18 protein-coding genes and 2 pseudogenes are annotated in these 26335 nt (G+C 37.9%); 5 read left to right on the forward strand and 15 right to left on the reverse strand.

Going from position 1 to position 26335, the window contains the following annotated elements; genetic code table 11:
* Positions 1-2: 2 nt before the first annotated feature.
* From OVA16_RS11145 to OVA16_RS11190, 10 genes are all read right to left on the reverse strand, one after another.
* Positions 3-1328 (reverse strand): glucoamylase family protein, encoded by a 1326-nt coding sequence (locus OVA16_RS11145; RefSeq protein ID WP_267759356.1) that lies wholly within the window; start codon positions 1326-1328, stop codon positions 3-5.
* 101 nt (positions 1329-1429) lie between these two features.
* On the reverse strand, positions 1430-3103 hold the full coding sequence (locus OVA16_RS11150; protein ID WP_267759357.1) for a glucoamylase family protein: 1674 nt from the start codon (positions 3101-3103) through the stop codon (positions 1430-1432).
* 68 nt (positions 3104-3171) lie between these two features.
* On the reverse strand, positions 3172-4050 hold the full coding sequence (locus OVA16_RS11155) for a LamG-like jellyroll fold domain-containing protein (RefSeq protein ID WP_267759358.1): 879 nt from the start codon (positions 4048-4050) through the stop codon (positions 3172-3174).
* A gap of 11 nt (positions 4051-4061) precedes the next feature.
* Positions 4062-5624 (reverse strand): RagB/SusD family nutrient uptake outer membrane protein, encoded by a 1563-nt coding sequence (locus OVA16_RS11160; protein ID WP_267759359.1) that lies wholly within the window; start codon positions 5622-5624, stop codon positions 4062-4064.
* Between the two features lie 25 nt (positions 5625-5649).
* The gene (locus OVA16_RS11165; RefSeq protein ID WP_267759360.1) at positions 5650-8676 is read right to left on the reverse strand and encodes a SusC/RagA family TonB-linked outer membrane protein; all 3027 of its coding nucleotides are present in this window, start codon (positions 8674-8676) and stop codon (positions 5650-5652) included.
* 256 nt (positions 8677-8932) lie between these two features.
* Positions 8933-9739 (reverse strand): triple tyrosine motif-containing protein, encoded by an 807-nt coding sequence (locus tag OVA16_RS11170; protein ID WP_267759361.1) that lies wholly within the window; start codon positions 9737-9739, stop codon positions 8933-8935.
* The gene (locus OVA16_RS11175) at positions 9634-11823 is read right to left on the reverse strand and encodes a transcriptional regulator (protein WP_267759362.1); all 2190 of its coding nucleotides are present in this window, start codon (positions 11821-11823) and stop codon (positions 9634-9636) included. The genes OVA16_RS11170 and OVA16_RS11175 overlap by 106 nt, the downstream gene beginning before the upstream one ends.
* A gap of 191 nt (positions 11824-12014) precedes the next feature.
* Positions 12015-12950 (reverse strand): rhodanese-related sulfurtransferase, encoded by a 936-nt coding sequence (locus OVA16_RS11180; protein WP_267765380.1) that lies wholly within the window; start codon positions 12948-12950, stop codon positions 12015-12017.
* Positions 12951-13142: 192 nt separating this feature from the next.
* Positions 13143-15575 (reverse strand): DUF5686 and carboxypeptidase regulatory-like domain-containing protein, encoded by a 2433-nt coding sequence (locus OVA16_RS11185; RefSeq protein ID WP_267759363.1) that lies wholly within the window; start codon positions 15573-15575, stop codon positions 13143-13145.
* A gap of 113 nt (positions 15576-15688) precedes the next feature.
* Positions 15689-18148: a DUF5686 and carboxypeptidase regulatory-like domain-containing protein gene (locus OVA16_RS11190; RefSeq protein WP_267759364.1), complete on the reverse strand. Its 2460-nt coding sequence runs from the start codon at positions 18146-18148 to the stop codon at positions 15689-15691.
* 97 nt (positions 18149-18245) lie between these two features.
* On the opposite strand from OVA16_RS11190, the pseudogene kbl reads away from it, so the two are divergent.
* Positions 18246-19438, forward strand: a pseudogene (gene kbl, locus OVA16_RS11195) (glycine C-acetyltransferase).
* A 67-nt stretch (positions 19439-19505) separates the two neighbouring features.
* Here the strand turns inward: kbl and OVA16_RS11200 are convergent.
* On the reverse strand, positions 19506-19787 hold the full coding sequence (locus OVA16_RS11200; RefSeq protein WP_267759365.1) for a type II toxin-antitoxin system YafQ family toxin: 282 nt from the start codon (positions 19785-19787) through the stop codon (positions 19506-19508).
* Positions 19788-19795: 8 nt separating this feature from the next.
* Positions 19796-20005, reverse strand: a complete 210-nt coding sequence (locus OVA16_RS11205; RefSeq protein ID WP_267759366.1) for a hypothetical protein — start codon at positions 20003-20005, stop codon at positions 19796-19798.
* A gap of 229 nt (positions 20006-20234) precedes the next feature.
* Between OVA16_RS11205 and pheS the strand changes: the two genes are divergently transcribed.
* From pheS to OVA16_RS11220, 3 genes are read left to right on the forward strand one after another with little or no spacing between them, the layout of a single operon-like run.
* On the forward strand, positions 20235-21275 hold the full coding sequence (gene pheS, locus OVA16_RS11210) for a phenylalanine--tRNA ligase subunit alpha (RefSeq protein WP_267759367.1): 1041 nt from the start codon (positions 20235-20237) through the stop codon (positions 21273-21275).
* 2 nt (positions 21276-21277) lie between these two features.
* The gene (locus tag OVA16_RS11215) at positions 21278-21682 is read left to right on the forward strand and encodes a hypothetical protein (protein ID WP_267759368.1); all 405 of its coding nucleotides are present in this window, start codon (positions 21278-21280) and stop codon (positions 21680-21682) included.
* Entirely contained in the window at positions 21682-22257 is a 576-nt protein-coding gene (locus OVA16_RS11220; protein WP_267759369.1) for a TetR/AcrR family transcriptional regulator, read from the forward strand. The genes OVA16_RS11215 and OVA16_RS11220 overlap by 1 nt, the downstream gene beginning before the upstream one ends.
* Positions 22258-22271: 14 nt before the next feature.
* On the opposite strand, the pseudogene OVA16_RS11225 reads toward OVA16_RS11220, so the two are convergent.
* From OVA16_RS11225 to OVA16_RS20080, 3 genes and pseudogenes are all read right to left on the reverse strand, one after another.
* Positions 22272-23028: pseudogene (locus tag OVA16_RS11225) on the reverse strand (EcsC family protein).
* A gap of 213 nt (positions 23029-23241) precedes the next feature.
* Positions 23242-23634, reverse strand: coding sequence for an OmpH family outer membrane protein (locus tag OVA16_RS11230; protein WP_324288365.1), 393 nt, complete (start codon positions 23632-23634; stop codon positions 23242-23244).
* A complete protein-coding gene (locus OVA16_RS20080; RefSeq protein ID WP_324288366.1) occupies positions 23535-23843 on the reverse strand; it encodes a hypothetical protein in 309 nt (102 codons plus the stop codon). Before OVA16_RS20080 ends, OVA16_RS11230 begins: the two co-directional genes overlap by 100 nt.
* A 232-nt stretch (positions 23844-24075) precedes the next feature.
* Between OVA16_RS20080 and gyrB the strand changes: the two genes are divergently transcribed.
* A complete protein-coding gene (gyrB, locus tag OVA16_RS11235) occupies positions 24076-26034 on the forward strand; it encodes a DNA topoisomerase (ATP-hydrolyzing) subunit B (protein ID WP_267759373.1) in 1959 nt (652 codons plus the stop codon).
* Positions 26035-26335 lie beyond the last annotated feature (301 nt).

Raw genomic sequence — 26335 nt, forward strand, 5'->3', positions numbered from 1 at the left:
ATCTATTTTGAGTAGGTAAAACCTAGTTTTGTTAATCCTTGTTGTATTTCTGGTGCGCTCATGAAAAGGTTCCAAAGCAGTCCAGTGCGTCCGTTTTCTATCATCACTACAATTGGTCCTTGATCAATGCCAATATAGCGTTTAGGATACCAATTTTCAGTTTCACTATAAGCATCGTAAAATCCAAATTCGCCCCAAACCTTATCGTTCATGTTTTCATACAAGTTTCTGATCACTTGCATGCTTTCCTTTGGCGTATACGGATAAGATGAAAGTGCCGCTGTTGGACTAATTACCCCGAAATCTTCGTCCGGCATGTGCGCTTTGTAGCCTTTTACCGAGTAGCTCGCCGTCATTCCCCACGAGTTTTTGCCATAGCCTTTATAGCCTTTTGGGTTGGCAATGGCATAATCGTAATTAATTAAGGTTTGGTTTCTGTTTTCTTGCCAATAATCGGCGTATTTGTCTTTTAAGCCTTTCGGGTTTAAGCCGAGGTAAGAATAGTGCGCCCAAAACAGTGGTCCAACACTTTCGCCCACTACATTGTGTTTTAGTTTAATAGGATGACCATATAAGTTAATATCTGTGTTGATTTTGCCACTTTTTGCCCAGCCTTGGTGGTAAACTTCGGCTGGCACGCCATGGGTAGGGGAGCAGGCCGCCATGATGTAGGTAATTAAGCATTCGTTGTAACCGGTAATGGCAAAGTTCATTTTCCAGCCAACAGTTGGCGACCAATGCCAGTACAATACATTTTCGTTATTTTTCCTGTAAAAGTTCCAATCGATGCCTTTCCAAAGCTCATCTGCTTTTTGCGCTAGTGCTTTTTCTTCGGCATTGCCAGTGGTATAGTACTGTCTTAGTGTTACCAAGGCTTGAGCTAGAAAGGAAGTCTCTACCAAATCTCCGGCATCATCGCCTTTGCTAAAGGGCTTTGCTTTGCCAGAAGGATACATCCAATGTGCCCAAACACCATGAAAGCGATCGGCCTTTGCCAAAAAATCTATTCCCTTTTTTAAATGCTGATAACCTTGTTCCCTAGTAATAAATTTACGTTCTATAGCTACAATAGTTCCCATAATGCCAAAGCCGCTTGCTCCGGTAGCAATAATATCTTTATCGTTTTGCGGATAAACGTTATCGCTATGGTAACGCTCTCTTGATAAGCCCGATACTGGTTCTGCACCTTCGTAAAAGTATTTGTAGGTTTGACGTTGCACTTCGGTTAACAGCTCGTCATCGCTTAACTTTTTTATTTTGTCAGTAGTTTTATTGACAGAGCAGCTTCCTAATAGGGCAAGAAGAGGGATTAATAATTTAAGGTTCATTTGTGTATGTTTTATTTTCAGTTGTTAAATGGAGCCTCAAGATTATTAAAGTTTTTGGCTTTAATTGTATCATTTCGGGTTCATGTGTGTGTGGTGTTGTGTTATAGGTTAGGACTTGAGAAACCAAGTTTCGCCATTCCTGTTTTAATTTCTGGTGCGCTCATTAACAAATTCCAAAGTAATTTGCTTCTGTGGTTTTCTATCATGATGATGATTGGACCTTGGTCTATCGCTAAGTGCGAAGTAGCAAACCAAGGGTCGTTAAGATTAAATGCATCTACAAATCCATATTCTTTCCAAATTTTGTCTCCAAGTTTATAATAAAAGAACTTTAAAGCTGCCATAGATTGTGTTGGCGTGTATGGAAACGAGGCCAAAGCTGCTGTTGGTGCAATTACGCCTCTATCGTTAGATGGCGAACTGGCTGTGTAGCCACCAGGGATATCGCTTGCGGTTAAGCCCCAACAATCGGCACTGTAACCATTGTGTTTTGCGGGATTAGCCACGCAGTAATTGTAGTTAATCATGGCATGGGCTTTATTTTGAGTTTCGTAATTGGCGTAAGCATCAGTCAATCCATTTGGGTTGATGCCTAAGAACGAATAGTGTGACAGGAATAAAGGGCCGCCATTGGCACTGCCCAAAGGTAATTGCACACCATAATAAGTGTTTCCATTTCTCATGGCTCCGTTTCTTGCCCAACCTTCGTCGTAAACTAATTTTGGTATAGTGTAAGTAGGAGATGAAGCTGCCAGAACGTAGGTAATCAAGCATTCGTTCCAACCTTGTATTTTTAAGTTGATGTCCCAATTAAAATCTGGGCTCCAATGCCAAGTAAGTGAATTGGCTCCATTGCGGTACCAGCTCCATTCTACTTGATTATATAGTGTAGTGATGTCGTTTCTTAAATTAGTTTCTGCTGTAGTAGCACCATCAAAATATTGACGAGCAGTAAGCAAGCCGGCCATCAGTAGCGAAGTTTCTACCAAATCGCCGCCATTGTCTTTTGCGCTAAATGCAATAGCTTTTCCAGTGTTGCCGTTAATCCAATGCGAGTATGCACCATGGAAACGGTCGGCAGTTTTTAGGAAGTTTACCATTTGTTGTACTCGGGCTAGTCCATCAGCTCTGCTTATAAAATTGCGATGAATACCAGCTACGATTGCCATTGCGCCGAAGCCCGAACCGCCAGAAGTAACAGTGTTGCCCGAGGTATTTCTTTCTCTGGCCATGCCACTTGCAGGGTGGCCAAAGTCCCAAAAGTATTTAAAGGTTTGTTTTTGAACTAAGGTTAGGAGTTCTTCGTCGCTTATGCGGGGAAATTTGTCGGTATCGTCTATGCCCGACATTAATGTGATAATTACGGGGTTAATCAATCTTCCACCTGAGGCAGATTTAAGTTGCTCGTTAACTGAAAGCGTGTAAGTAGTAAAAGAGGCAAGGTTATTTTGTGGACTTACGTTGATGATTTTATTACCATTTTCGTAAGTAGGGGTAGTTGTAATTGTTGCTCCGGTTTCGTCTTTTAACAAAATACCGCTGGTTATCGTTGCGGTATTTACAGGTTCAGTGAAAGTAAATTTGATAACTGGTTTACCGGTTAGGTTAGTGTATTTTAAGCTACCATTGTTGGTGCCATTAACTGTAAAGTATAATGAAGTGTCTGTACTTACTGGAGAATCGGTATTGTTTTTCTTACACGAGGTTAAAACTACGATTAGTGAAACAAATAATAGGCAAGTTTTTATTTTAAAAGAGCACAAAGGAAACTTCATTACTTATGGTTTTGAAGGTGAGAAAAAGGCACAGTCTATGGCTGTGCCTTTAATATTTGTCGTAAGAATTACTTGCCAGCTTTACCTAAGTTGTAAAGGGCTTTGATACTCGCATCTTGAAGAACTGTATTGTAAATTCTCAGTTCGTCTATACTTCCAGTCATAGCAACAAAATCAGCCGCAGAACCAGCAATTTCTTTACCTGGGATGTTGTTGTAATGAGCACCTATTATGAGTTCTCCAGGTTCGTAAGCCTTGAAAACATTATTTCCAGTACCACGGCTATTGTAAGAACCAATATCTCTGCCGTCGGCCCATATTTTAAAAATACCAGTGGTACCGTTATATGTTAATACAAGATGTGTCCATACACTAGCTCCAAATGCAGGAGATAAGTTTTGGTTCAAGTTGTCTTGGCTACCACCACCTAAGGTTGTAAATCTTGGGCCAATACCCAACATAGTTGTTGAACTTGAGTTTGTATTCAATCTATAATCTAAGCTTCCTAAAAACGTTGAGGGACGAGCAATTGTCATCAACATGGTTTTTTTAGAACCATTATTAGCAATTTGAACCCAAGAACTAATGGTAAAACTTTTTAGTGCGTCTGTTTTCAGTGCATCAAACTGTTTAGCATAGTACAAATAGCCAGCGGCAAATTTTATGGCCTTGCCTTTTACTCCTGTAATATAGGTAGCATTAGCAGCTGTTGTAGGTGCCGAATTTGATTTTAGTTCGTTATTGGTATCGTCAAAAGACCAATAGGCCACCAAATTGCTAGAATAAACCTCATCTGCATTAGCATAGCCGTCAATTTTTCCAGCATACCCAGCAGCATCTACATCTGGTAGGTTGTTTGGATTGCCGTCTTTTTTACACGCACTAACTATTAAACTTGATGCAAGCAGAATAGCTAGTTTATTTTTATTTAATTTAATAAATTTCATATCAAAAATTATTAATTATATCCAAAATTTTGGGTTAATACACCTTTACTCAAATCTATCTGTGCTTGAGGAATAGGTAAATATTTATCTCTATCGTAATTAAAAGCTGTTTTTCCAGCGGCTGTCATTGCGGCACCAGCTACGGTAGATCCCCATCTAATCAAATCGAAGAAGCGATCGTATTCCATAGCTAACTCAATACGTCTTTCGTGTTGTATCGCATTTCTCAACAAAGTTTGATCTGTAACGGTAACGTTAGGTAGCGTACCTGTTGGTGCTCCACGTCTAGCTCTTTCTCTTACACTGTTTAATGCTGCTAATGCTGCTGTTGTATTTGCTGCACCACCAACTTCGTTGGCCGCTTCTGCATACATTAATACCACATCTGCGTAACGAAGGATACGAACGTTCATCCAATAACCGAAATTGTGTCCAACAGAGGCTCTAATTGCAGGGTTAGTATAAGCTTTGTTGTTATATCTTGGATTTGGTAAGCCTACAGGAAGTGTTTCTCCATATATGGTTTGACGAATATCTCCTGCTGTACTGGTGTACAAAATGGTTCTGGCTTTACGAGGGTCGTTTGGCTCGTAGGCAGCTTCTAACATCGTACTTGGGGTATTCCATCCCCAGCCTAAGTTCCAAATTCCACTACCTCTAATTCCTTGGTGACTAGTAGTCTGTATTCCGTTTGCAGTTTGCACCTGCGCACTCGCAGTGGCTTGAACTTCAAAAACCGACTCTTTACTATTTTCGCCAGTTTCTCTGAAAACCACATCATAAGAAACAGATAGGTCGTATTGGCCTGATGTCATTACCATATTAGCGGCAGCCATTGCTGGAGCCCATTTTTGCTGGGTAAGGTAGACCTTTGCTAAGATGCCATTTGCAGCACCTTTGGTTAAACGTCCAACAAATTTAGATGGCCATGAAACGGGTAAGTTAGCTGCAGCAAATTGCAAGTCTGCTTCGATAAACGTGTAAACCTGAGCAGGCGTGCTTTGTGGTGTATTGGTACTAGCAGGGCCGCCTGTAAATTTTTCAACAATAGGCACACGTCCAAAAAATCTCACTAGCATAAAATAAGCATAGCCTCTCATAAATCTTGCTTCTGCTTGTGCTTGTATTTTTGCAGCATCGGTGGCAATTATTTCTTTGTTATTTTCTACCTGATCCAAAATTAAGTTAGCTTTTGAAATTAAGCTAAAATAACCCGTCCATAAGGCATTTGCCCTACCGTTAGTTGGTACGATTGTAAAGTTGTCCATGCCAATCACATCAGCTCCACCATCAGTAGGGGTACTGCCTTTGTCAGCATCATCACTTCTAATACTGGTGGCTACTAAAAATCCATCAACATGAACATTATAGCTTCTTAGCTCATTATAGGCACTAAAAATATACTGGTCGTAAGGGTTGTCGCCAACTCCAGTAGAGAAAGGATAGGTCTCTGTAGAATATGTTCCTTGTTTTTGCGTATCTAGGAATTTTTTACAACCCGAGCCTATAATGGCTAGTGTAAATGCTCCCACTACGAGTGAGAAATTTCTAGTTTTTTTAACAAATATTTTCATTCTAATTATAATTATAAAGGTTTAATTAAAAAGTAACATTTAAGCCAAAAGTGTAAACTGCGGTAATTGGGTAAAGCCCGTTATCTGCACCAGAAGTAGTCGGGTTGCCAAGAATAGCTTCGGGAGAATAACCTGTTGTTTTGCTCCAAGTTTTTAAATTTTGGCCACTCATGAACAATCTTAATTTAGACACTCCAATTTTACTCAAAAGTTCTCGGTTAAACGTGTAGCCTAATTGTACGTTTCTCAAACGGAAATAATCACCTGGTTCAACGTAGTAGTCACTAAATAAAAAGTTGTTAGCCCTAGTATTGTCTAAAATAGGCTCAATATTGGTTGAACCTGGAGCTGTCCATGCATTCAATCTGTTTGCTTCGTAGTTTAAGGTTGCAAAAACCTGTGTTCTACGTTGTGTGTAGATTTTATGCCCAGCAAACCCTTGTCCATCAATTGTAGCATCGAAACCTTTATAATTAAGTGTAATGCTTAAACCGTAAGCATAAGGAGGGAAAGGAGAACCTAAGTAAGTTCTGTCATCGGTGTTGATTACACCGTCGCCATTGATGTCTGCATAAGCGATATCACCAATTTGTGAACCTGCCATCACTGGCATTTTTTCCATGTCTGCTGCCGATTGATAAATTCCAACTTGTTTGTAACCTCTAAAGTATCCAATAGATTTCCCCGTTTCAGTTACGTTTATTCCGTTGGTAATTTGGAAATTGACTGTATTTCCTATCGCAACTACTTTATTTGCAGTATAACTGAAGTTTGGATTAATACTATAGCTGAAATCTTTTCCTATTTGATCATTCCAGCCTAGTGCTATTTCCACACCTTTATTGGTAACGGTACCTAAGTTATCATAGAATGTATAGGAGCCAGTTTCACCCAACTGTGTGTATGTAGTAAGCAAATCTTTCGTTTTTTTATCGAAATAGGTTACTTCTGCACTCAACTTGTTGTTTAAAGCTTTTAAATCCAAGCCTAAATCCAAGCCTTGTATGGTTTCGTAGCGTAAATTCGGATTAACGCGATATGCTCTATCTAAAGCAGTGTAAATTTGATCGCCAAAAACTGCATTACTTGAAGTGGTCAGACCAACTTCGAAGAGATTGTTAGGAATGTTTCCACCGTTTCCAAGTGAACCATAAGCACCTCTGATTTTTAAGAAGTTAATTCCTTTAATGTTTTCTTTAAAGAAAGTTTCTTCACTAGCTACCCAACCTAAACCAATACTTCCGAATGTTTTCCATCTATTTTGGTTAGCTAGCTTGGAGTTTCCATCTCTTCTGATCGTACCATTAAAAAGATATTTGTCCTTATAAGAATAACTTGTTCTAAAAAACACACCAGCGTTAGATTCTTCCTCTCCATCGCCGCTGTTGGCTAGTGGATTATTCTGGTTAATTACGTTTAGATACCATAAGTTTGGATTGTTTGGAACATTAATGGTGGTATCTCTACGGCTCCCACTAAGCCTAGTGAAAGACTCGTAAACCGAGTTGAAACCTCCAACCGCTGTAATTTTATGACCGCCAGCTAATTCCTTGTTATAAGTAATGGTATGATCTTGTTGGTATTTTCTATATTCGTCTGCACGTTGGTTAACACTAGTTCTTACCGAATTGTCTATAACTGTTTCCGTAGGTGCAGCTCCTTCGCCCAAATTAACAGTTCTGAACGGAAGAGGCGAGTAGCCTCTAGAGTTGTTGAAACCTAAATCGGTATAAACGGTAGAATTAAGCGTAAAATCTTTCAGAAATCTAATTTCCGCAAATAAATTTCCGCTAACTCTATAACCTCTTTGTATCGAAGTATTTCTATTTCGTTCCATAGCGTATACAGGGTTACCCACTTGTGCTCTTTGGAAAGATGGCATGGTGTTGTATAGGCCATTAGTTTGTACAGGAACAATAGGTGCTGCCCACAGAGCGTTGGTAATACCCGATGTATTAGGCTCATTTCTCCAGTGAAATCCAGTTAAGTTAGCACCAATTTTAATTTTATCGGTTACTCTGATCTCTTCATTTAAACGAGCAATAAACTTCTTATAATTGCTGTACTTCATTACTCCATCTTGATCATTGTAACCTAGGTTAATTAAAGTAGTGCTTTTCTCGCCAGTATTTGAAATACTTAAGCTATTAGTATTAATTACAGCACTTCTGAAGATTAAATCTTGCCAATCGGTATTTGCATTATAGTTAGTATAATCAAACGGTGCCGCATTAATATTAGCGAGCTGTGCTGAGTATAGTTTTTTGAAACCGTCAGCATCTACCATATCAATTCTATCATTAATCTGCTGTAAACCTACTGCACTGGTTAGATTTACTGTGGTTTTTCCTTTAGCAGCTCTTTTGGTAGTTACTGCAATTACACCATTTGCACCTTTTAAACCATAAATAGCTACAGAAGAGGCATCTTTTAAAACATCAATGCTCTCAATGTCATTAGGGTTTAAATAGTCGATGTTTTCTTGCATCTGGCCATCTACAATATAAAGAGGGTTTACAGCGCCGCCACCAGTACTATTGATACCTCTAATACGTACAGTAGGGGCAGCGCCAGGCGCTCCGTTGTTGGAAATAGTTAAGCCAGGTACTTTTCCTTGCAGGGCGTTGATAGGGTTAGTTGCTGTAAGCTTTTCAATTTCTTCGCCTTTAACACTGGCAATTGTACCTGTAACATCCCTTTTTCTTTGCGTACCATAACCCACAACTACTACTTGTTGCAAATCATTAGTAGAGGCCAGTAAGGTTACATTAATTGTTGTTTTGTTGCTAATTGGTAGTTCTTGGTTGTTGAAACCAATGAAAGAAAATACCAAAGTACCATTACCTGGCGCACTGATGCTGTAATTTCCACTTGCGTCTGTTTGTACGCCATTTGATGTGCCTTTAATTAATACACTTACGCCAGGGATGGGTAAGTTCTGATCATCTTTTACCGTACCCTTAACTGTAACGTTTTGGGCAAAGGCAACGTCTGATAGTAAAAGCAAACAAAAACAGGCTAAAACAGAAAGTTCTGTAAAGATTTTTTTCATACCGTTTTTTAATATTTGATTATTTGAATACACGAATGTTGAACTTTTGGATGATAACAGCAAGTATATTTACCTGCACATTACTACATCAAGTGTAATTTTAGGTATATCTCAATGCTTGGCTTAATGGTGCTTTATGCTGTTAAAACGCCTGTTTTTGTGCTTTCAAATAAGAAAGTGATACTACTACAAAAACGGTCTATTCGTTTTGGTTGTATTGTAACTGAAATGTGATGTGAGAGGTAATGATGTAGTATTAAATCTCGATGAGGAACTCCGTTAAGTTCTTGTCGTGTGGCACGGCTAGTTTTTTACGCAAACGATACCGGCGAATTTCTACACCCCTAACAGAGATATTTAACAGCGAGGCCATTTCTTTGCTGCTCATATTCATTCGTAGATAAGCACACAATTTGAGGTCGTTTGGTACTAAGTCTGGGTGGTTAGCTTTTAGCTTTTTGAAGAAACTTTCGTGTGCTTCGTTGAAACTATTTTCAAATAAGTTCCAATCACGCTCATCATTCATGCCATCGTCAATAATCTTTTGGATTTTGCGTAGTTGATCTTCTTGTGGCTTTTGGTCTTTCTTATCTTTTAACTTATTTAACTCCTGACTTATTTTTTGTAGCAACTCGTTTTTGTAAACCAAACTCATCGCAGAGTTTGCCAATTCACGGCTTTTGCCGGCAAGTTCATTTTGTAACTTTTCTTTTTCTAGTCTAATGATTTGTTTTTCAGAAGCTTCAGTTTTTTTCTTCAAATACTCTTCCTGTTCTTTTTGTAGTGCGTCAGCAATTTTTTGTTGATCTCTTTTTAATTTAGCCTCGTAAATTCGCTTGCCTATAATTAATGCAATAATAAGACATATAAAATAGAATGCCCACGCCCAATTGCTTGCGTACCAAGGTGCCAATATGATAATTTTAATGCTGCTGATTTCGCTAGCGGTATGTTCGTTTATTTTAGCTCGTACTTTAAAAATATAGTTGCCATTGGTAAGGTTGGTAAAATCTTTTTGAGTTGCAGTGTTCCATTCAGACCACTGCTTTGAGTATCCTTCCAAAAATACTGGAACTTGATTTTCGACAGGCGGTAGTAGGGTAGTGCAAAAGAAATTCTAATGCTATTTCGTGAAAATGGAATTTTTATTTCGCTTTCACTTTCGCCGCTTTCGGTAATTGAACTGTATTTATCGGTAATGTCTTCTATTTTACCAATTAAAACCTTGGGTAGCTTCGTAGCTTTTTTAAGTGAGTTTGCTAAGGCATTATTATAGATAGCAAATCCGTCATCTACACTGATTAAATAAATATTTTCACTAATCTGACTGATATTCTCATAGTATTGTACCATTCTTCCATCCAAAATATTGAACCGGCTAGAGTCTATAATAATTTTGCCTGGTTCGCTAAAATTAGCCAAACTCATTCTGCCTTGGTTAATGAACCAGTACCTGCTGTTAGCTGCCTTGATAATTTTGTTGGATGCGCTGAAAGTTCCTAATTTGCTGTTTAGGGCATTGTACTTTCCAAAACGGTTACTGATGTCATCATAAATATAAAAACCAGAATCGGTAGAGAATACTACACGGTTTTCTAAGTTAAAAGCATTGATGTTGAAACTTCCCGGCAGTCCATTTTTTTCGTCGTAGTATTGTATGTTAGTTGCTTTTTTTAAATCGGCACTCAATGTTAAGCGATATAAGCCTTTGTAGGCATGGCTTACCCAGATATTTCCTTTATGATCTTGCTCTACGTATCGAGATGGTTCGCCAAAACCCTCAATACGATGGCTGAATGTCCAATTTCCAGCCGTGTTTTTTGTGTAAATGGTAAGTCCATTGTAAGTACCTTGTATTAAGTAGTTAGGGTTAGATGGTAGTTTTTTTAAGGTCCAACCGCCGTTAATACTTGATATATTTTTGATTTGATCGCCAATAACTGTAAAGGTGCCATTGTTATGCCCGCAAAAGATTTGGTTGTCGATTTTGGTTAAGTCCCAAACTTGTCCTTGCGAATTTGGAATAAGTTTAAAGTCGAAATTGCTAGCCGTGTTGCTTCCCCAATTACCAGCAAATAGACCTTGATTTGTACCGAGATATATTTTGTTTCCAGCTATTAAGCTAGAATATACCGTTCCAAATTTCCCAGTTTTATCGAAATAGAAAGACAGGGGAGAGTTTAGCTCGATACGATCAATACCATTATCTAATCCGGTCCATAAATTATCTTCGTTATCGTTAAAAACGCTAAGTATGGTATTGTTTTGTAGTCCACTTGTTTTATTAATGGTTTGTATTAGGTTGCCATTCTCATCTATAATTACAATGCCGTTTAATATGGTTCCAAATGCATAATAGTTTTTCAAAACTTTTGCGCCGTTGTTAAGCTGGTAAGATTTTAAATACCAATTGGCATCATTCGCAAACGGCATAAAATTGTTTCCGTCGAAAGTAAAAAGACCATTTTTACTGGTGCCTATTAACAGTTGGTTGTTTTTAAAAGGTAGAATACTAAGAATACCAGAAATACCCAGAACTTCACTGCCTAATATTTTTGTGAGCTGTGTACCTTTAAGTTCAAAAAGTCCGTTGCCAATTACTTCTACAAAAAGCCGCTCTTTAACTTGGTGCAAAAAAAGCAGATTGCCGGCTGGTTTTATAACAGTGATCTTCTTGTTTTGGTAAATAAAAATATGAGAAAAGGTTTGGAAATAAATCTTTTTGCCTAATGAGTAAATTTTCCAAACCTCGCTAGTCAATTTTAATGACTTTGGCAGAAGATTAGTCAAAGAAGTATAGGCTAATTTTTTATCCTGATAAGACCAAAACCCAAATTCGCCAAATCCGCCAGTGTAAATTAATCCATCATTGGCAATAGCAACAGAACGTACAATTTGTTTGTTAGGCAACTCGTGTTTTTCCCAGTATTTGCCGTTGTAACTTAATAAGCCGGCAGAGTTACCGAAGTACATTACGCCCTTATTATCTTTCGCTATTGACCAATTTTGGTTTCCGGCAGCATATAATGATTTGTGAAAGTTTTGTACATAAGGCACGCCAATACGAGGAATATCGTTGGCTTGTGCACTAATGGCAAATGACAGAAGCGCTAATACTATCGTGAATTTTAGAATATTGATTCTCATGGGAAAGGCGTAAGTGTTCGCAACTTATGCAAAATAGAAAAATAAATGGAAAAGGATGGTAACAGATGGCTTACTAAAAGCTCGGAGCTTCTGTATAAGCATTATTTCGAACGTAGAGAGAAATCTATTTTTAGACTCTCTACGTTCGAAATGAGACGACAAAGCTAATTATTATAAAAGGCGTGATATGGTTAGCTTTTCACAGCAACGGCTTGCGGAACTTTAACGTAGTAACCTGTTCCATCGTACGGGCGTTTGCGTGGGTTTGTGGTGCATTCTACCGAGCAGCAGCCTTGTAGTTCTTCTCCACAAGCATCGCATTGCGTAAAATGCTCATTGCACTCTGGGTTAGCACAGTTAATCATTTTTGGTGTAACCGTACCACAGTTTAAACACTTGCTTACTATGGTTGGGTTTACCGAATTGACATCAACCGCAATACGATTATCAAACACATAACATTTGCCTTCAAAATCTTTACCACCAGCTTCTTTGCCATATTTAATAATGCCGCCATGCAATTGATAAACATCGTTAAAACCATGGTGTAGCAATAAGGCAGAGGCCTTTTCGCATTTAATGCCACCCGTACAATAAGTGAGTACCTTTTTGTATTTATATTGTGCTAAAGCTTCAATTTGTTCTGGAAAATCCCTGAAATTTTCTATGTCTAAAGTAATGGCATTTTTAAATTTGCCTAAGTTATGCTCGTAGTTAGAGCGCACGTCTAAAACCACTACATCATCTCTATCTAACATTTCGCTAAACTCTTTCGGCTCCAAATGTTTTCCTGTTTGCTTATTGGGGTCGATGATGGTTTTATCGCGTAAGCCAGAATGTACAATTTCTGCTTTGTAACGGCAGTGCATTTTAATGAAAGAAGGTTCTTCAACCTCATCAATTTTGAACTCTGTTTTTGCGAAGCGCTCATCAGCATGGATGTGTTCCATATAAGCTTGGCAGGCTTCTACCGTGCCAGAAACAGTACCATTTAAACCTTCGTCGGCCACTATAATACGGCCCACTAAACCTAAAGATTTGCAAAATTTTAAATGATCGGCAGCAAATTGTTCTGCATCAGCTATTGGAGAATAGCAGTAATAAAGTAAGGTGTTGTATTTCATAATTTATTGATACCGCTGCAAACGGCGTTTAACGTTGCAAAGATAAGGGTAATTTGTGTTTTGGCAAAGCTGATTTACGTCAGATTATTTTAGCCACAAATGCACAAATAAAAAATACTGATCTAATTTGTTTTAATAATTGATGTATTTATTGCTTTAAAAATAAAAATCTGTGTATCTGTGGCCAACAAACAACTACAAATTAAAACCGTAAGAAAACTTAAATCCTTTTTTAATCAGCTCGTCTCTATCATAAGCATAGCCATAGTGAATTCTAAAATTCATACGCTTAATTCCAAAAAAGAATTCGTTGTAATTTCTTTTTTCTGGAGATGATAAATAAGCGGCACCAATAATTTCTTCGAGTTTAAGTTTTTTGATTAGCGGTATTTTGTTAAGAAAGAACGAACCGAAATTATGTTGAATATGAGCTTCGAAATATTGGCTCGTAGTGTTGAAAATGTAAAAATCTAAAAACTGAAAGTTTCGCTCATCGGGATCAAAAACCATAGATTGGTTGGCCCTAAAGTGTTTCCAATCGGGGTAATTTAAACTTTTTGAGGTAAGAAACTTACCTGCGCCCAACAATATGGACGATTTTCCGAACATTCCAAAGTGAATTTTCTTTTGATAAAGCTCTACACCTATAAAATCATAATCTACCGAAGAGCCAAATACACCTCTTAAACCTCGCTTGTAGTTTACTTCTATTCGCGGGTAATTGCTTTCCATATAAAACCTGCCATCTGGCCTGCTGATATATTTTTGAGCAACGGTATAGACCAAAGTGCCACTTATTACAAGTGCTCTATGTGTAGGAAACAATAAACTGTTCTCATCTTCGGGGGCAAGCGGATTGTTAGAAGTGAAATCGGGTTCGTTTCTAAAACTTTTAAGGTTGGCATTAACCAAGGCTTTTCTACGGGCATAATCTGCACTAACTTTTAGTTCGAAACTTGGGGCAAATTCTCTGGAAGCTTCTATGTTAAAAAATCTGCGTTCGTAAAATTTTGCTGGGTTTTTACCAAAAACTAAAGCATTAATAGTGTTACGAAGCAAGTTTGTTTGGCTCTGCGAGCTTAGGTTGGCTACCTCAGAGCCAAAACCAAGGGCAATGGCACCGTTTCTAGAAGCATCAAATAAGTATTTAGATTTGATATTTGCATTAAAATGTTGGTTGGCAAATCCATACCTCACTTCTGGTTTAATGGTGTAATATCTTCCATCTTCAAATCCTTGTCGCCAATTTACGGCATATTTTAAAGCTAAACCTTCTACTGTATTATAAAACACGCTGGTAGCAATGGGGTCGTAGGTAATGCTTTTTTTATTGTAGCTTCTGTAATAAACATAGGGGGTTACCAATATTTGCCCTGCATTAAACTTATTTTTAACTTGATCTACCGAATCTAGGTACGATTGCGAAGATTTTAAAGCACTGATGCTATCTTTTCGTTGATAGTTTTCTCGCTCTTCGGGCGTAAGAGGTACAGAACGATTTTTCTGCCAATAAAACGGATCTTTTTTATTTGATGATCTTTCTATTTTCAGAATTTCATTGGTAAAAAAGTTCTTGTTAAAAGCAGGTTTAATATCATAGTTTTTGTAAACTCCCATTACATATCCAGAAAACTTAAAGCCAAATAATTTTCCGGAAATACTGAACTGGATGGATTGGGGCACGTACACATCTTCTACCTCAATTAGTTTTTGTTGTACGGTTAAAGTATCTATCAGTTCAATGCCGTTGTCTTTGGTTACATAAAGGTTTAGGGCGCTAATTCTCCAGCTATCGTTAACTACGTAGATGATACCAGAAAATACAGGCAGGTTTTTTCGTTTAGGAATTACTTGTATTTTGCTTACTGTTTTGCCGTCTTCTTCGCTGCTGCCCAAAAATTTATATTTATAATAGGCAAATGCGTTATCGGCTACGGGCGATACGAAGCCTCTAATGCTTAGCTTGTCTTGAAATAGCGTGTTGTTGTAAAAATTCACGCTTAAATCTGAAGCTTTGTTAAAACTAAAACCATTGTCGTCTCCAGCAATTTTAGACGAAATCATTACTTCCCTAATTTTGTCGCGTTGTTTAAAGTCAAGTTTAGATTCTGCTTCAGACAGATAAATAATGCCCTGCCTGTTGCTATCTAGGTCTAAAATGGTAGCTACATCTCTACCAAAAAATTTTTTTGGTGCATTTAGTAGCTTTTGCATGGCTTTGGTATAAACTTCGCAAGAAAAGGCTTCGATTTCGTTAAGATAGGTTTTTCTTTTTTCGATTACTTTTTTAATGATTTCATTTGCACGGTTCTCGGTTGGGGCTTTGATGATCACATCATTTAATGTAAAAATTTTAGGTGCCAGTATAATATCTAAAGTGGTGTTTTCTTTCATTACCACGGTAACCTTTCTGTCGTCGTAACCAACGGCGGTAAATAAGAGTTCGGTTTTTCCGGCAGGTAAGCTTAATTTATATTGCCCGTCTATATTAGAAGAAGTGCCTTGCGTAGTGGTATTTACGTATACCGAAGCAAATGGTACTGGATAACCTTTTACTTCCGCTATTTTGCCAGTAAGTATAAACTGCTGTGCCGATGTCTCCGCTGCTACATAACAAAGGAGTATCAATAAACAACATCGAAAATAGCAGATCATTAAATTTTTAGACTTTTAAATTAGATTGATAACGTTAAAATAGCGAAAAGCTTTTGTTGAGCCAACATTATTCTAACATTTAACACCTAAAAATTATAAGCAAATCTAATGCCTTGGTCAACTTTTTTACCATTATCAAAAGCAAAACCATAACTAATGCCAAACACTAAACGCTGAACGCCAAAGTAGTACTCGGTATAATTTCTTTTTTGCGGTTGGTTAAGGTAGTTAATGCCCATCACTTCTTCTAACTTTAATTTTCTCAAAATAGGGATTTTATTGAGGATAAAACCCGAGAAATTATGCTCTAAATGTGCTTCAAAATAATAATCGTTTGTACTGTATTGGTAAAAGTCTAGAAATCTAAATTTTCTTAGGTTAGGAGGGAAGAACATGGCTCGGTTAGCTCTGAAATGTTTAAAGTCTGGGAAGAAAACTTGTTGGCTATTGAGGAATTTGCCTGCACCAACCACAAATGAAGTGTAGCCAAATAAACCTAAGCCCACTCTTTCTTGGTAAGCTTCAAAAGTAATCAGGTCGTAGTCTGTATCGCCACCTAACACACCATTGATACCTTTTTTATAAGTTAAATTTAATCGGGGATATTTTGCTTCGGTATATATTTTGGCATCAGGTCGGGTAATGTACTTTTGGCCAAAAGTATAAGTTAAACTAGCAGTAATAGCAGCAGATTGGTAGGTGGAAAAAAACGGTGTATCATCTGCAGGGTTAAGCGGATTGTTTGATGTAAATGCCCTGTCATCATAATCTCTAAATTTAAATAAGGTGCTGTTAGTAAGTGCATAATTCTTATTGTAATCTAAGGCTAAATAAGCTTGCAAACCATTTGCTAGTTCTCGTTGTGTGTTAATGTTTATAAAATCTCGTTTATAAAATTTTGGGTAATTTCTCTCAAACAGCAAGCTATTGATGGTGTTAGACAATGGGCTCATTGTACCATAATTGTTTAGATCGGCTATTTCGTTGCCAAAATTTAGTCCAACGCCAGCTCGTTTGGTGGCGTCGTAATAATAATAAGTGCTCAGCTTTGCGGTAAAAGTATCGTTTTTAAAGCCATACCTAGCTTCTGGTCTAATGGTTAGGTACTTGTTGTCTTCAAGTCTTTTACGATAGGTTACGCCATATTTAACAGCGAAACCTTCTACCGTATTGTAAAAAACAGATTGCATTAATGGGTCAAAAGTATAACTGCGTTTATGATACCTATCGTTACGAGAGTAACTGGTAATTAGTATTTTGTTTAAGGTAAAGTTATTGTTTGCTTTCTCTAAAGAATCTAAATATTGTTTACTCTGCATCCGCAAAGCGATGCTGTCTTTTTTGATATAGTCTTTACGTTCTTCTTCTGTTAACGGAATGGGCCTGTTGTTTGCCCAGTAGGCCGAGTCTTTTTTGTTTACGGCTTTGGTAATCTTTAAAATTTCTGGTGTAAAATAGCCTTTTTCAAATTTTGGGTTGATATTGTAATTGCTGTAAAAACTAATGAAATAACCTTCGAATTTAAAACCAAAAACGTTACCGTTAAATTCGAATTTCAAATTTCCGGGCATGTAATATTTATCAATTTTGATAAAGTGCTGGGCAATGTTTAACGTATCTATCAGGTTAACGCCTGCATCTTTGGTAAGAATAAGGTCGGTTCCCATCAATCTCCAAATGTTATCGGCAATGTAAATTACGCCCCTAAAGGCAGGGTCATTTTTCCTTTTTGGCGTAACTTCAATTTTGTTGATGGTCAGTCCGTTTTCTTCGGTTTTGCCTAGCAGTTTGTATTTATAGTAAAAAAGGGCATTGTCGGCAATTGGCGAAACAAAGCTTCTAGCGCTAAGTCCTGTATTTTCTAGTAGTAAGTTTTCGTAGAAATTGATGCGCATATCGGAGGCTTTGTTGAAACTGAATGCATTGTTTCTGCCGGAAATCTTCGATGAAATCATTTCTTCTTTAATCCGATCAGGCTTCATGTAAGAGAACTTTGATTGCGATTCGGAAAGGTATAAGATCCCATTTCTATTGGTATCTAGATTTAAAGTTTTTTGAATATCTCTACCAAAGAATTTTTTTGGGGCACCTACCAGTTTTTGTACTCCTTTGATATACACATCACTGCTGTAGGCAAAAATTTCTTCTAAATATGCCTTACGGTTTTTAATGGCGTTTCTCACAATTTTATAGGCAGGATCTTCGGCATTTGCCTTAATTACAACGCTGTTTAAGGTGTATTGTTCGGTTTCTAGTATTTTATTAACGGTAAGGTTGTCGAAAACATCAACCGTTTGTGTAGCCGATTTAAAGCCAACCACGGTAAAAGTTAACGAAACGATGCCTCTATCTACGTTAATATTGTAAACACCATCTACGTTAGCAGATACGCCCTTTGTAGTGCCTTTGATGAAAACAGAAACAAAGGGAATGGGCTGGCCGTCGGTATCGGTAATTTTTCCTTTGATTTGAAATTGTTGGCAAAAGCCGTTAAATGAGATTGCAATTAAAGCAGTTAGCGTTAGGAGTAATTTAGTGGCTTTCATGGGATTTATCTATAATAACACAAAGACGATGCTCATGTTGTTAAGGTTGCAAACAACCAAAGTAGTATATTTGTTCCAAAATCTATAAAATAAGATTATGTATAAAACCTTACAACCCGTTTTACAAAAAGAACTTGCTGATATTGAGCAAGCTGGGCTATACAAACGTGAAAGAATTATCACTACGCCACAAGGTGCAGATATCAAAGTAAGTACTGGCGATGAAGTAATCAATTTTTGTGCTAATAATTACCTAGGTTTATCTTCACATCCTAAAGTGATCGAAGCTGCCAAAAAAGCAATAGATCATTATGGGTATGGGATGTCTTCTGTGCGTTTCATTTGCGGTACACAAGATATTCACAAGGAATTGGAAGCTAAAATTTCTGAGTTTTTAGGTACAGAAGATACCATTTTATATGCTGCGGCTTTTGATGCTAACGGTGGTGTTTTCGAACCGTTATTAGGTCCAGAAGATGCAATTATCTCTGATGAGTTGAACCATGCTTCGATTATTGATGGCGTTCGTTTGTGTAAGGCACAACGTTTCCGCTATAAAAATTGTGATATGGAAGATTTAGAGAAGCAACTGATTGCTGCTAAAGATTGCCGCCATAGAATGATTGTAACTGATGGCGCTTTTTCTATGGATGGTTCGGTGGCTCCTTTAGATAAAATTTGCGATTTGGCAGATAAGTACGAAGCTTTGGTAATGATTGATGAATCTCACTGCTCTGGTTTTATCGGAAAAACAGGTAGAGGAACACATGAGCATTTTAATGTGATGGATCGTGTAGATATCATTACGGGTACTTTAGGCAAGGCCTTAGGCGGCGCATCTGGCGGATTTACTTCTGGACGTAAAGAAATTGTAGATATGCTGCGTCAACGTTCTCGTCCGTACTTGTTCTCTAATACTTTGGCTCCATCTATTGCTGGTGCTTCTGTTGCTGTGTTAGATATGTTGAGCGAAACTACTGCTTTGCGTGATAAATTGGAAAATAACACCAAGTAAACTTCCGCGAGAAAATGACTGAAGCTGGTTTCGATATCAAACCTGGTTTCCATCCAATTGTTCCGGTAATGTTATATGATGCCAAAGTAGCCCAAGAGTTTGCTGCTAAAATGCTCGAAGAAGGTATTTACGTAATTGGATTTTTCTATCCGGTAGTGCCACAGGGTAAAGCTCGTATTAGGGTGCAATTATCGGCTGCTCACGAGCAACACCATTTAGATAAAGCCATTGCTGCTTTTACCAAAGTAGGTAAAGAGTTGGGTGTAATTAAGTAATTTTTTTCAAGTTGGTTGGGTGTTTAAAAGCTCAACCAACTGTGTAAATTAGGCTCGCGAAAATGGTTTAAAATAAATCGGAGTGGGTGCCTGTTCTAACTAGTTCAATTAGCATAAGAACTTCATTTTCGTCCCAAATTAAGAGTAAATTGGGCCTAACATGACATTCCCAATAGTTGCTGTAGTTTCCAGAAAGCTTATGAGCTTTATGTTTTGGTTGTAGGCCTTTATGTCCATAATTAGCTAAAATGTCAACTATCTCTTCCAATATTTCTAAATCTTTTGGAGATCTTTTTTGTAAAAGTTTAGCATCCTTTAAAAATTTGTTAGAAGGTAAAATTTTGTACATTTTCGTATTTATAGAGAAGAAAAAAGTTCTTTTGCCGAGTTAAAAACCTTTCCTTTTCCAGTTTTTAATTCCTCCATCGCCTTTATAGTTTCGGCATTGGGTTTACGTTCAGCTTTTTTGCTTTCTTTTTTAGTTTCAACTTTAACATCAAGCTCCTTTAAAAGCTGTTTAATAAAATCAGCTTTGCTGTCGGGTATATGGATGGTAAGTGTAGTCATGGCATTAAATTTTACTTCAAACAAATATACGAACTTTTTTGCTCCAGTTTTTGTACATTAAAATCGAAACAATTGCTGGTCCATACTTTTGGTTAATAGTAAATACAAAACCTAAATCTTCGTAACCAAAACCTCACTTGGGTTCATTTTACGTATTTATTCTACCATCACGCAAGTTTTTGAACTCGCTCTGACAAAATTATAGGATAAATTACTGTATATTTGGCGCATGTTACAAGACCAAATAACGCAGTATACCGAAGAAATCAATTTGTTTTCTACAAGCAATGCAGCAGAGCTGGAACAATTTAGGATTCGCTTTTTAGGAACCAAAGGTATCATTAAAGATATTTTTGATGAATTTAAAGCGGTTTCTCCAGAAGAGAAAAGAACGTTAGGTAAAGTGCTTAACCAATTTAAACAATTGGCAGAGGCAAAGTATCAAACATTAAATGAAACTATTTCTGCTTCGCAAGATACTTCGGAAGGTAGCCAATTAGATTTAACACTTCCGGGCGAAGGTTTCGAGTTGGGTACGCGTCATCCTTTGGCTATTGTACGTAGAGAAATTATCGAGATTTTTAATAAACTAGGTTTTAGCGTTGCCGAGGGGCCAGAAATTGAAGATGATTGGCATAATTTCTCTGCTTTAAACTTCCCAGAAGAGCATCCTGCAAGAGATATGCAAGATACTTTCTTCATTAAAAAAGGTGGCGAAAAAGGGGATATCGCTTTGCGTACACATACTTCTTCTGTACAAGTGCGTATGATGGAAGCTGGTCAACCGCCTTTTAGGGCTTTAATGCCTGGTCGTGTGTATCGTAACGAAGCAATCTCAGCTAGGGCGCACTGCTTTTTCCACCAAGTAGAGGGTTTGTATGTAGATGAGAAGGTTTCTTTTGCAGATTTGAAGCAAACGTTGTTCTACTTCGTTCAAGAATTATACGGCGAAGGTACCAAAGTACGCTTCCGTCCTTCGTATTTTCCTTTTACAGAGCCATCTGCCGAGATGGATATTTCTTGTAGTATCTGCAAAGGCGCTGGTTGCCAAATGTGTAAAGGTAGTGGCTGGGTAGAGATTTTGGGCTGCGGTATGGTAGATCCAAATGTGTTGGAGAATTGCGGTATCGATAGTAAAAAATATAGTGGTTTTGCATTTGGGATGGGGATAGAGCGTATTGCTAACCTTAAATTTGAGATTAAAGACTTGCGGTTGTTCTCTGAAAACGATGTCCGTTTCTTAAAACAATATCAATCAGCAACCATATAAGCATGAAGAGGATTTTGGTCATAGGATTTTTATTTCTACTCTTCGCATCTTGCGGTAAGGAAGAAAATTTTGTGCCCGATTATCCAGTACGTTATGATGTTACGCTGCAAGAATTTAGTATTTACGCCAAAAATAATGTGCTCTTGGTGCCCAACCAAGGCGTAGCAGGGCTGATGATCGTGAAATCGCCCACGGGTGCTTACTTAGCTTTTGATCGCTGTAGTACCGTAAACCCAGAAAAGGCTTGCGCAGTTACACCAGATGATAGTGGTTTTACGGCTACCGATCCATGTTCTGGTGGTAAGTTTCTGTTGTTAGATGGTAGTCCACAAAAATATCCGGCAGAGCGGGCACTAAAAAAATATGATGTAGTAATCTCGGGTATTACTTTATCAGTAAGAAATTAATGGAACCAGAAAAAATAAAAGAAAGTATCCTTAGGGCCGCAAAAGAGCTGTTTAGAAAATACGGTTATCATAAAACCAGTGTAAACGAAATCGCTAAAAAAGCACGTATTGCCAAAGCAACTATCTATAAATATTTCGAAAGCAAAGAACAAGTACTCGATTTTATTTTAATGGATTATCTTGATGTGAACCTGCATGGCATTTTGTCTAACAAGGTAAAATTTGCTAACGAAGAAGAGCACCTGAAAGCCTTGGTAATGAAAACCTGCCGCCTTTCTTTTACTGCTTGTAACGAGTTTATCGGCTGGGATTTTGTACGTGAGAACGCCAATTCGCAAGAGTTTTTAAAACACCTTTCCGATCAGTTGGAGGCATTGTTGCTATCTGCCTATCTGGAGCTAGATCACTTTAAAAATAATCCTGCTCGCAGGGGTGGCTTGGCATTTCTTTTAAAGGCCAGTAAAAGCATTGTGTTCTCCTTCGCGTTTACTTCGGTAAGCGATTCTGATGTGCGCAAAAACTTTGTCACTTTTCAGAAAGAGATTTTGCCCTATTTGGTAAAAGCAGCACTTTAAAAAAGCGCTATTTCTTATAGGTTGTGGTTGTTTGTTTGATGAATGTATTCCACCTCTAATTTTCTCATTCTATAGCACATCATTGCGGTTTTGCCTAGCTTTTTAATGAGCTGATAATTGGCTACTGCACCCACGGCGGCTCCAACTACTCGGTAGTAATTGAGCAAGTTTAGCCAAATCAATATAGTCACGGTATTCTTGCTGAAAAGTTTGCCAGTCAAAGCCATCCCCGTTTTCGGGAAGTAAGAAAAGCTTTTCATTCCATTTTTCCATTTGGGCAAATGTTTTCTGACTGCTTGTTTGGCTAGAAAATGCTAGCTGAAAAATATGCAGGATATACAGGCGTTCCCTAAAATCGCTGGTGTTGAAGCCATAAAGGGCAGCAATTTCATAAAGCAGTTTAAGTTTAATAGCAATCAATATCGGGAGATCAGCCATGCTCATTAAAAAACCACCTGCGCCGGTAATGCCACCTTCGGTAGCGCCAGTTTTGCAGTAGCTGTCTATTTTGGCTTTTACTAAAGCTTCTCGATGCATTAAGCTCATCTCTGCCGGCGGCATATCAGAACTAGTAATTTCGGATCCGAAAAGTACGGCTTTTACCATTTGTTTAATGGTAACGGTAATGGCTTTGTGAACTTTCTGGGGGATGTAGCTGTTAATCTTGGTTTGAACTTTAGTGGCAATATTTCCCATCAGCGATGGTTTTTTCATCACTTCCAATTTCCAAAAATGTAGTTCTATTTCTATTTGCTGTTGATATTTGTTCATTCTCTGCTTTAACAACAATTTAGATGATGAAAGGTTGTTGGATGTTACAGTTGAAATAGAAAGGCTATTCGTAAAATCGTCATTGCGAGGTACGAAGCAATCTTAAAGCGTATTATTGGAGTAGTACGATTGCTTCGTGCCTCGCAATGACGAAAAAAGGCATAAAAAAAAGTCCCGCTTTGTGCGAGACTTTAATTCTTTTGCAAAAAAAACTTACTTCTTCTCTTTGCTATAAGCTTCGTTTAAGCCCTTAATCACTTCTTTAGTTACGTCTAAGCTTTCGTCAGCGAAAAGAATATCGCCCATTCCTTTTTGATATTTTAATACCATTTTATAGCCTTTTTCTTTAGCATATCCTTTTAGGTAATCGGCAACTTTATTGTAAAGCGCTTCTTGCTCTTTAGCTTGCTCATTTTGGAAAGCCGCCCCGGCATTTTGTTGGTAGGCTTGTAATTCTTGTTGTTTACGTCCCAATCTTTCTTCTGTCGCAGCTCTTTGTTCGGCAGTCATGCCATTTGCTTGCGACTGATATTGTTGCATATCGCGTTGGAAAGCTTGTCCTTTAGCTTTAAGGTCTGCATCAGCAGCTTTGCCTTTAGCTTCCATTTTGGTTTTAGTACTTTAAAATACTCGTATTGGTTCAAAAGCGAATCCGAATCAACAAAAACAATTTTGTCTTTATTCGCATCTACAGTTACAGCCGGTTTTGCTGCTGTTCCTTCCGTTTTTGTTTCTTTATTTCCGCAAGCGCTCATGATAGAAACGATGGCAATTGCAGTAGCTAAGCCGCTAAATTTTACTGTGTTTAGTCTCATTCTGTTTTTGTAAATTTCAACAAATATAAAAATCAAAACCGAACATCCTAAATTCGGTTTTCAATAATCATTTAATGATGGTTAAAGTAGGTGTTTAAAGTGCGTTAAAAAGCATTTCTATGTGCTTTAAAACCCGATGTTTTAATGATGATTTTAACACCCGAATAGTTATCCACAATAGGGCGAAATCCATAAAAATTGCGTATTTTTGATTCTAATTTTTCACATAAATATGAGCGAAGAAAAAAATCCAAACTCTAATTATTCGGCAGATAATATACAGGTTTTAGAAGGTTTAGAGGCTGTTCGTAAGCGTCCTTCGATGTATATTGGTGATACCGGAGTTAAAGGTTTGCACCATTTGGTTTATGAAGTTGTAGATAACTCTATTGACGAGGCTTTGGCGGGTCATGCAGATACCATCTATGTAAATATTTTAAAAGGCAACTCTATTAGGGTTGAAGATAACGGTCGTGGTATTCCAACTGGTATCAATACAAAAGAAAATAAATCGGCATTAGAAATTGTAATGACCGTTTTGCACGCTGGTGGTAAATTCGATAAAGATACCTACAAGGTTTCTGGTGGTTTGCACGGGGTGGGGGTAAGTTGTGTTAACGCCTTATCTACCCACTTAAAAGCAGAGGTGCACCGCGAAGGTAAAATCTGGATGCAGGAGTACGAAATTGGGGTGCCACAGTACGATGTAAAAGAAGTTGGCACTACGGATAAAAGGGGTACCATTGTAACTTTTAGTCCAGACCCAACCATTTTTACCCAAACTACCGAGTATAAATACGATACTTTGGCTGGTCGTTTACGTGAACTTGCTTTCTTAAATAAAGGCATTACTTTAACGTTAACCGACGAGCGTGAAGAACTAGAAGACGGAAGTTTTTATCAAGAAGTTTTCCACTCTGATGGTGGTTTAAAAGAGTTTGTAGCCTTTTTAGATGGCACAAGAGCATCGTTTTTACCAGAGCCAATCTATATCGAAGGTATTAAAAATGGTATTCCTGTTGAGTTGGCTTTCCAGTATAACGATAGCTATTCGGAGAATGTACACTCTTACGTAAACAATATTAACACGCATGAGGGCGGTACGCATATTGCAGGTTTCCGTAGAGGTTTAACACGTACGCTAAAGGCTTATGCCGATAAGTCTGGTTTGTTAAAAAACCTTAAGATGGAAATTACCGGCGATGACTTTAGAGAGGGGTTAACTGCCGTTGTTTCTGTAAAAGTACAAGAGCCTCAATTTGAAGGGCAAACCAAAACTAAACTAGGTAATAGTGAGGTAATGGGTGCGGTAGACGTTGCCGTAGGCGAAGCTTTAGGTAATTACCTAGAAGAAAACCCTAAAGAAGCTAAAATGATCATCAACAAGGTAATTTTAGCAGCAACGGCTAGAGCTGCGGCTCGTAAAGCTCGCGAAATGGTGCAGCGTAAGAGCGTAATGGGCGGCTCTGGTTTACCAGGTAAACTGGCCGATTGCTCGGACAGTGATCCAGAAAAATGTGAGTTATTCCTAGTAGAGGGTGACTCGGCGGGTGGTACCGCCAAGCAAGGTCGCGATCGTAACTTTCAAGCTATTTTGCCATTAAAGGGAAAAATCTTGAACGTAGAAAAAGCAATGGAGCATAAAATCTACGAGAACGATGAGATTAAAAATATGTTTACCGCTTTAGGTGTAAGCATTGGTACCGAAGAAGACGATAAAGCTTTAAACCTTGCTAAATTACGTTATCACAAAATCGTAATCATGACTGATGCGGATATCGATGGTTCGCACATTACTACCTTAATTTTAACTTTCTTTTTCCGTTACATGAAACCGTTAATTGAAGCGGGTTACGTTTACATTGCTGCGCCACCACTTTATCAGGTTAAAAAAGGAAAAGATTTTGAATATGCCTGGAACGATACCCAACGTGATGCTGCGATACAGCGTTTAAAAGGTGCCGGTAAAGAAGAAAGTGTGCATATCCAACGTTACAAAGGTTTGGGAGAGATGAACGCAGAGCAACTGTGGGAAACTACTTTAGATCCTGCTCGCCGTATCTTGATGCAGGCAACCATAGAAAATGCTGCAGAATGCGATCATACTTTCTCTATGTTAATGGGCGATGAAGTTGCGCCACGTAGGGATTTTATTGAGCGTAATGCAAAATATGCGAAAATTGATGCTTAAATTGAGGTTTTAGCTAAAAGACTAAAGCGGAAAGCTTTATACAAACCTTCCAAGTTAATTCTTGGGAGGTTTTTTTGTACATTTCGTCATTGCGAGGCACGAAGCAATCTTATAAACCTGAGTTCGATTATTATTTGTTTATTTTACGGCATTATTTAAACTTATTGAGTTCGCCGACCCTGAAATAAATTCAGGGTAACGGAAAATTGACAGTTCGTCATGCTAAATTTATTTCAGCATCAGCTTTAAAGGTTAATTATCAATGTGTTAACAGTCGAACTCGGGTTGTAAGTTTGAAAAG

It is taken from the genome of Pedobacter sp. SL55 (assembly GCF_026625705.1).
Classification (GTDB): domain Bacteria; phylum Bacteroidota; class Bacteroidia; order Sphingobacteriales; family Sphingobacteriaceae; genus Pedobacter.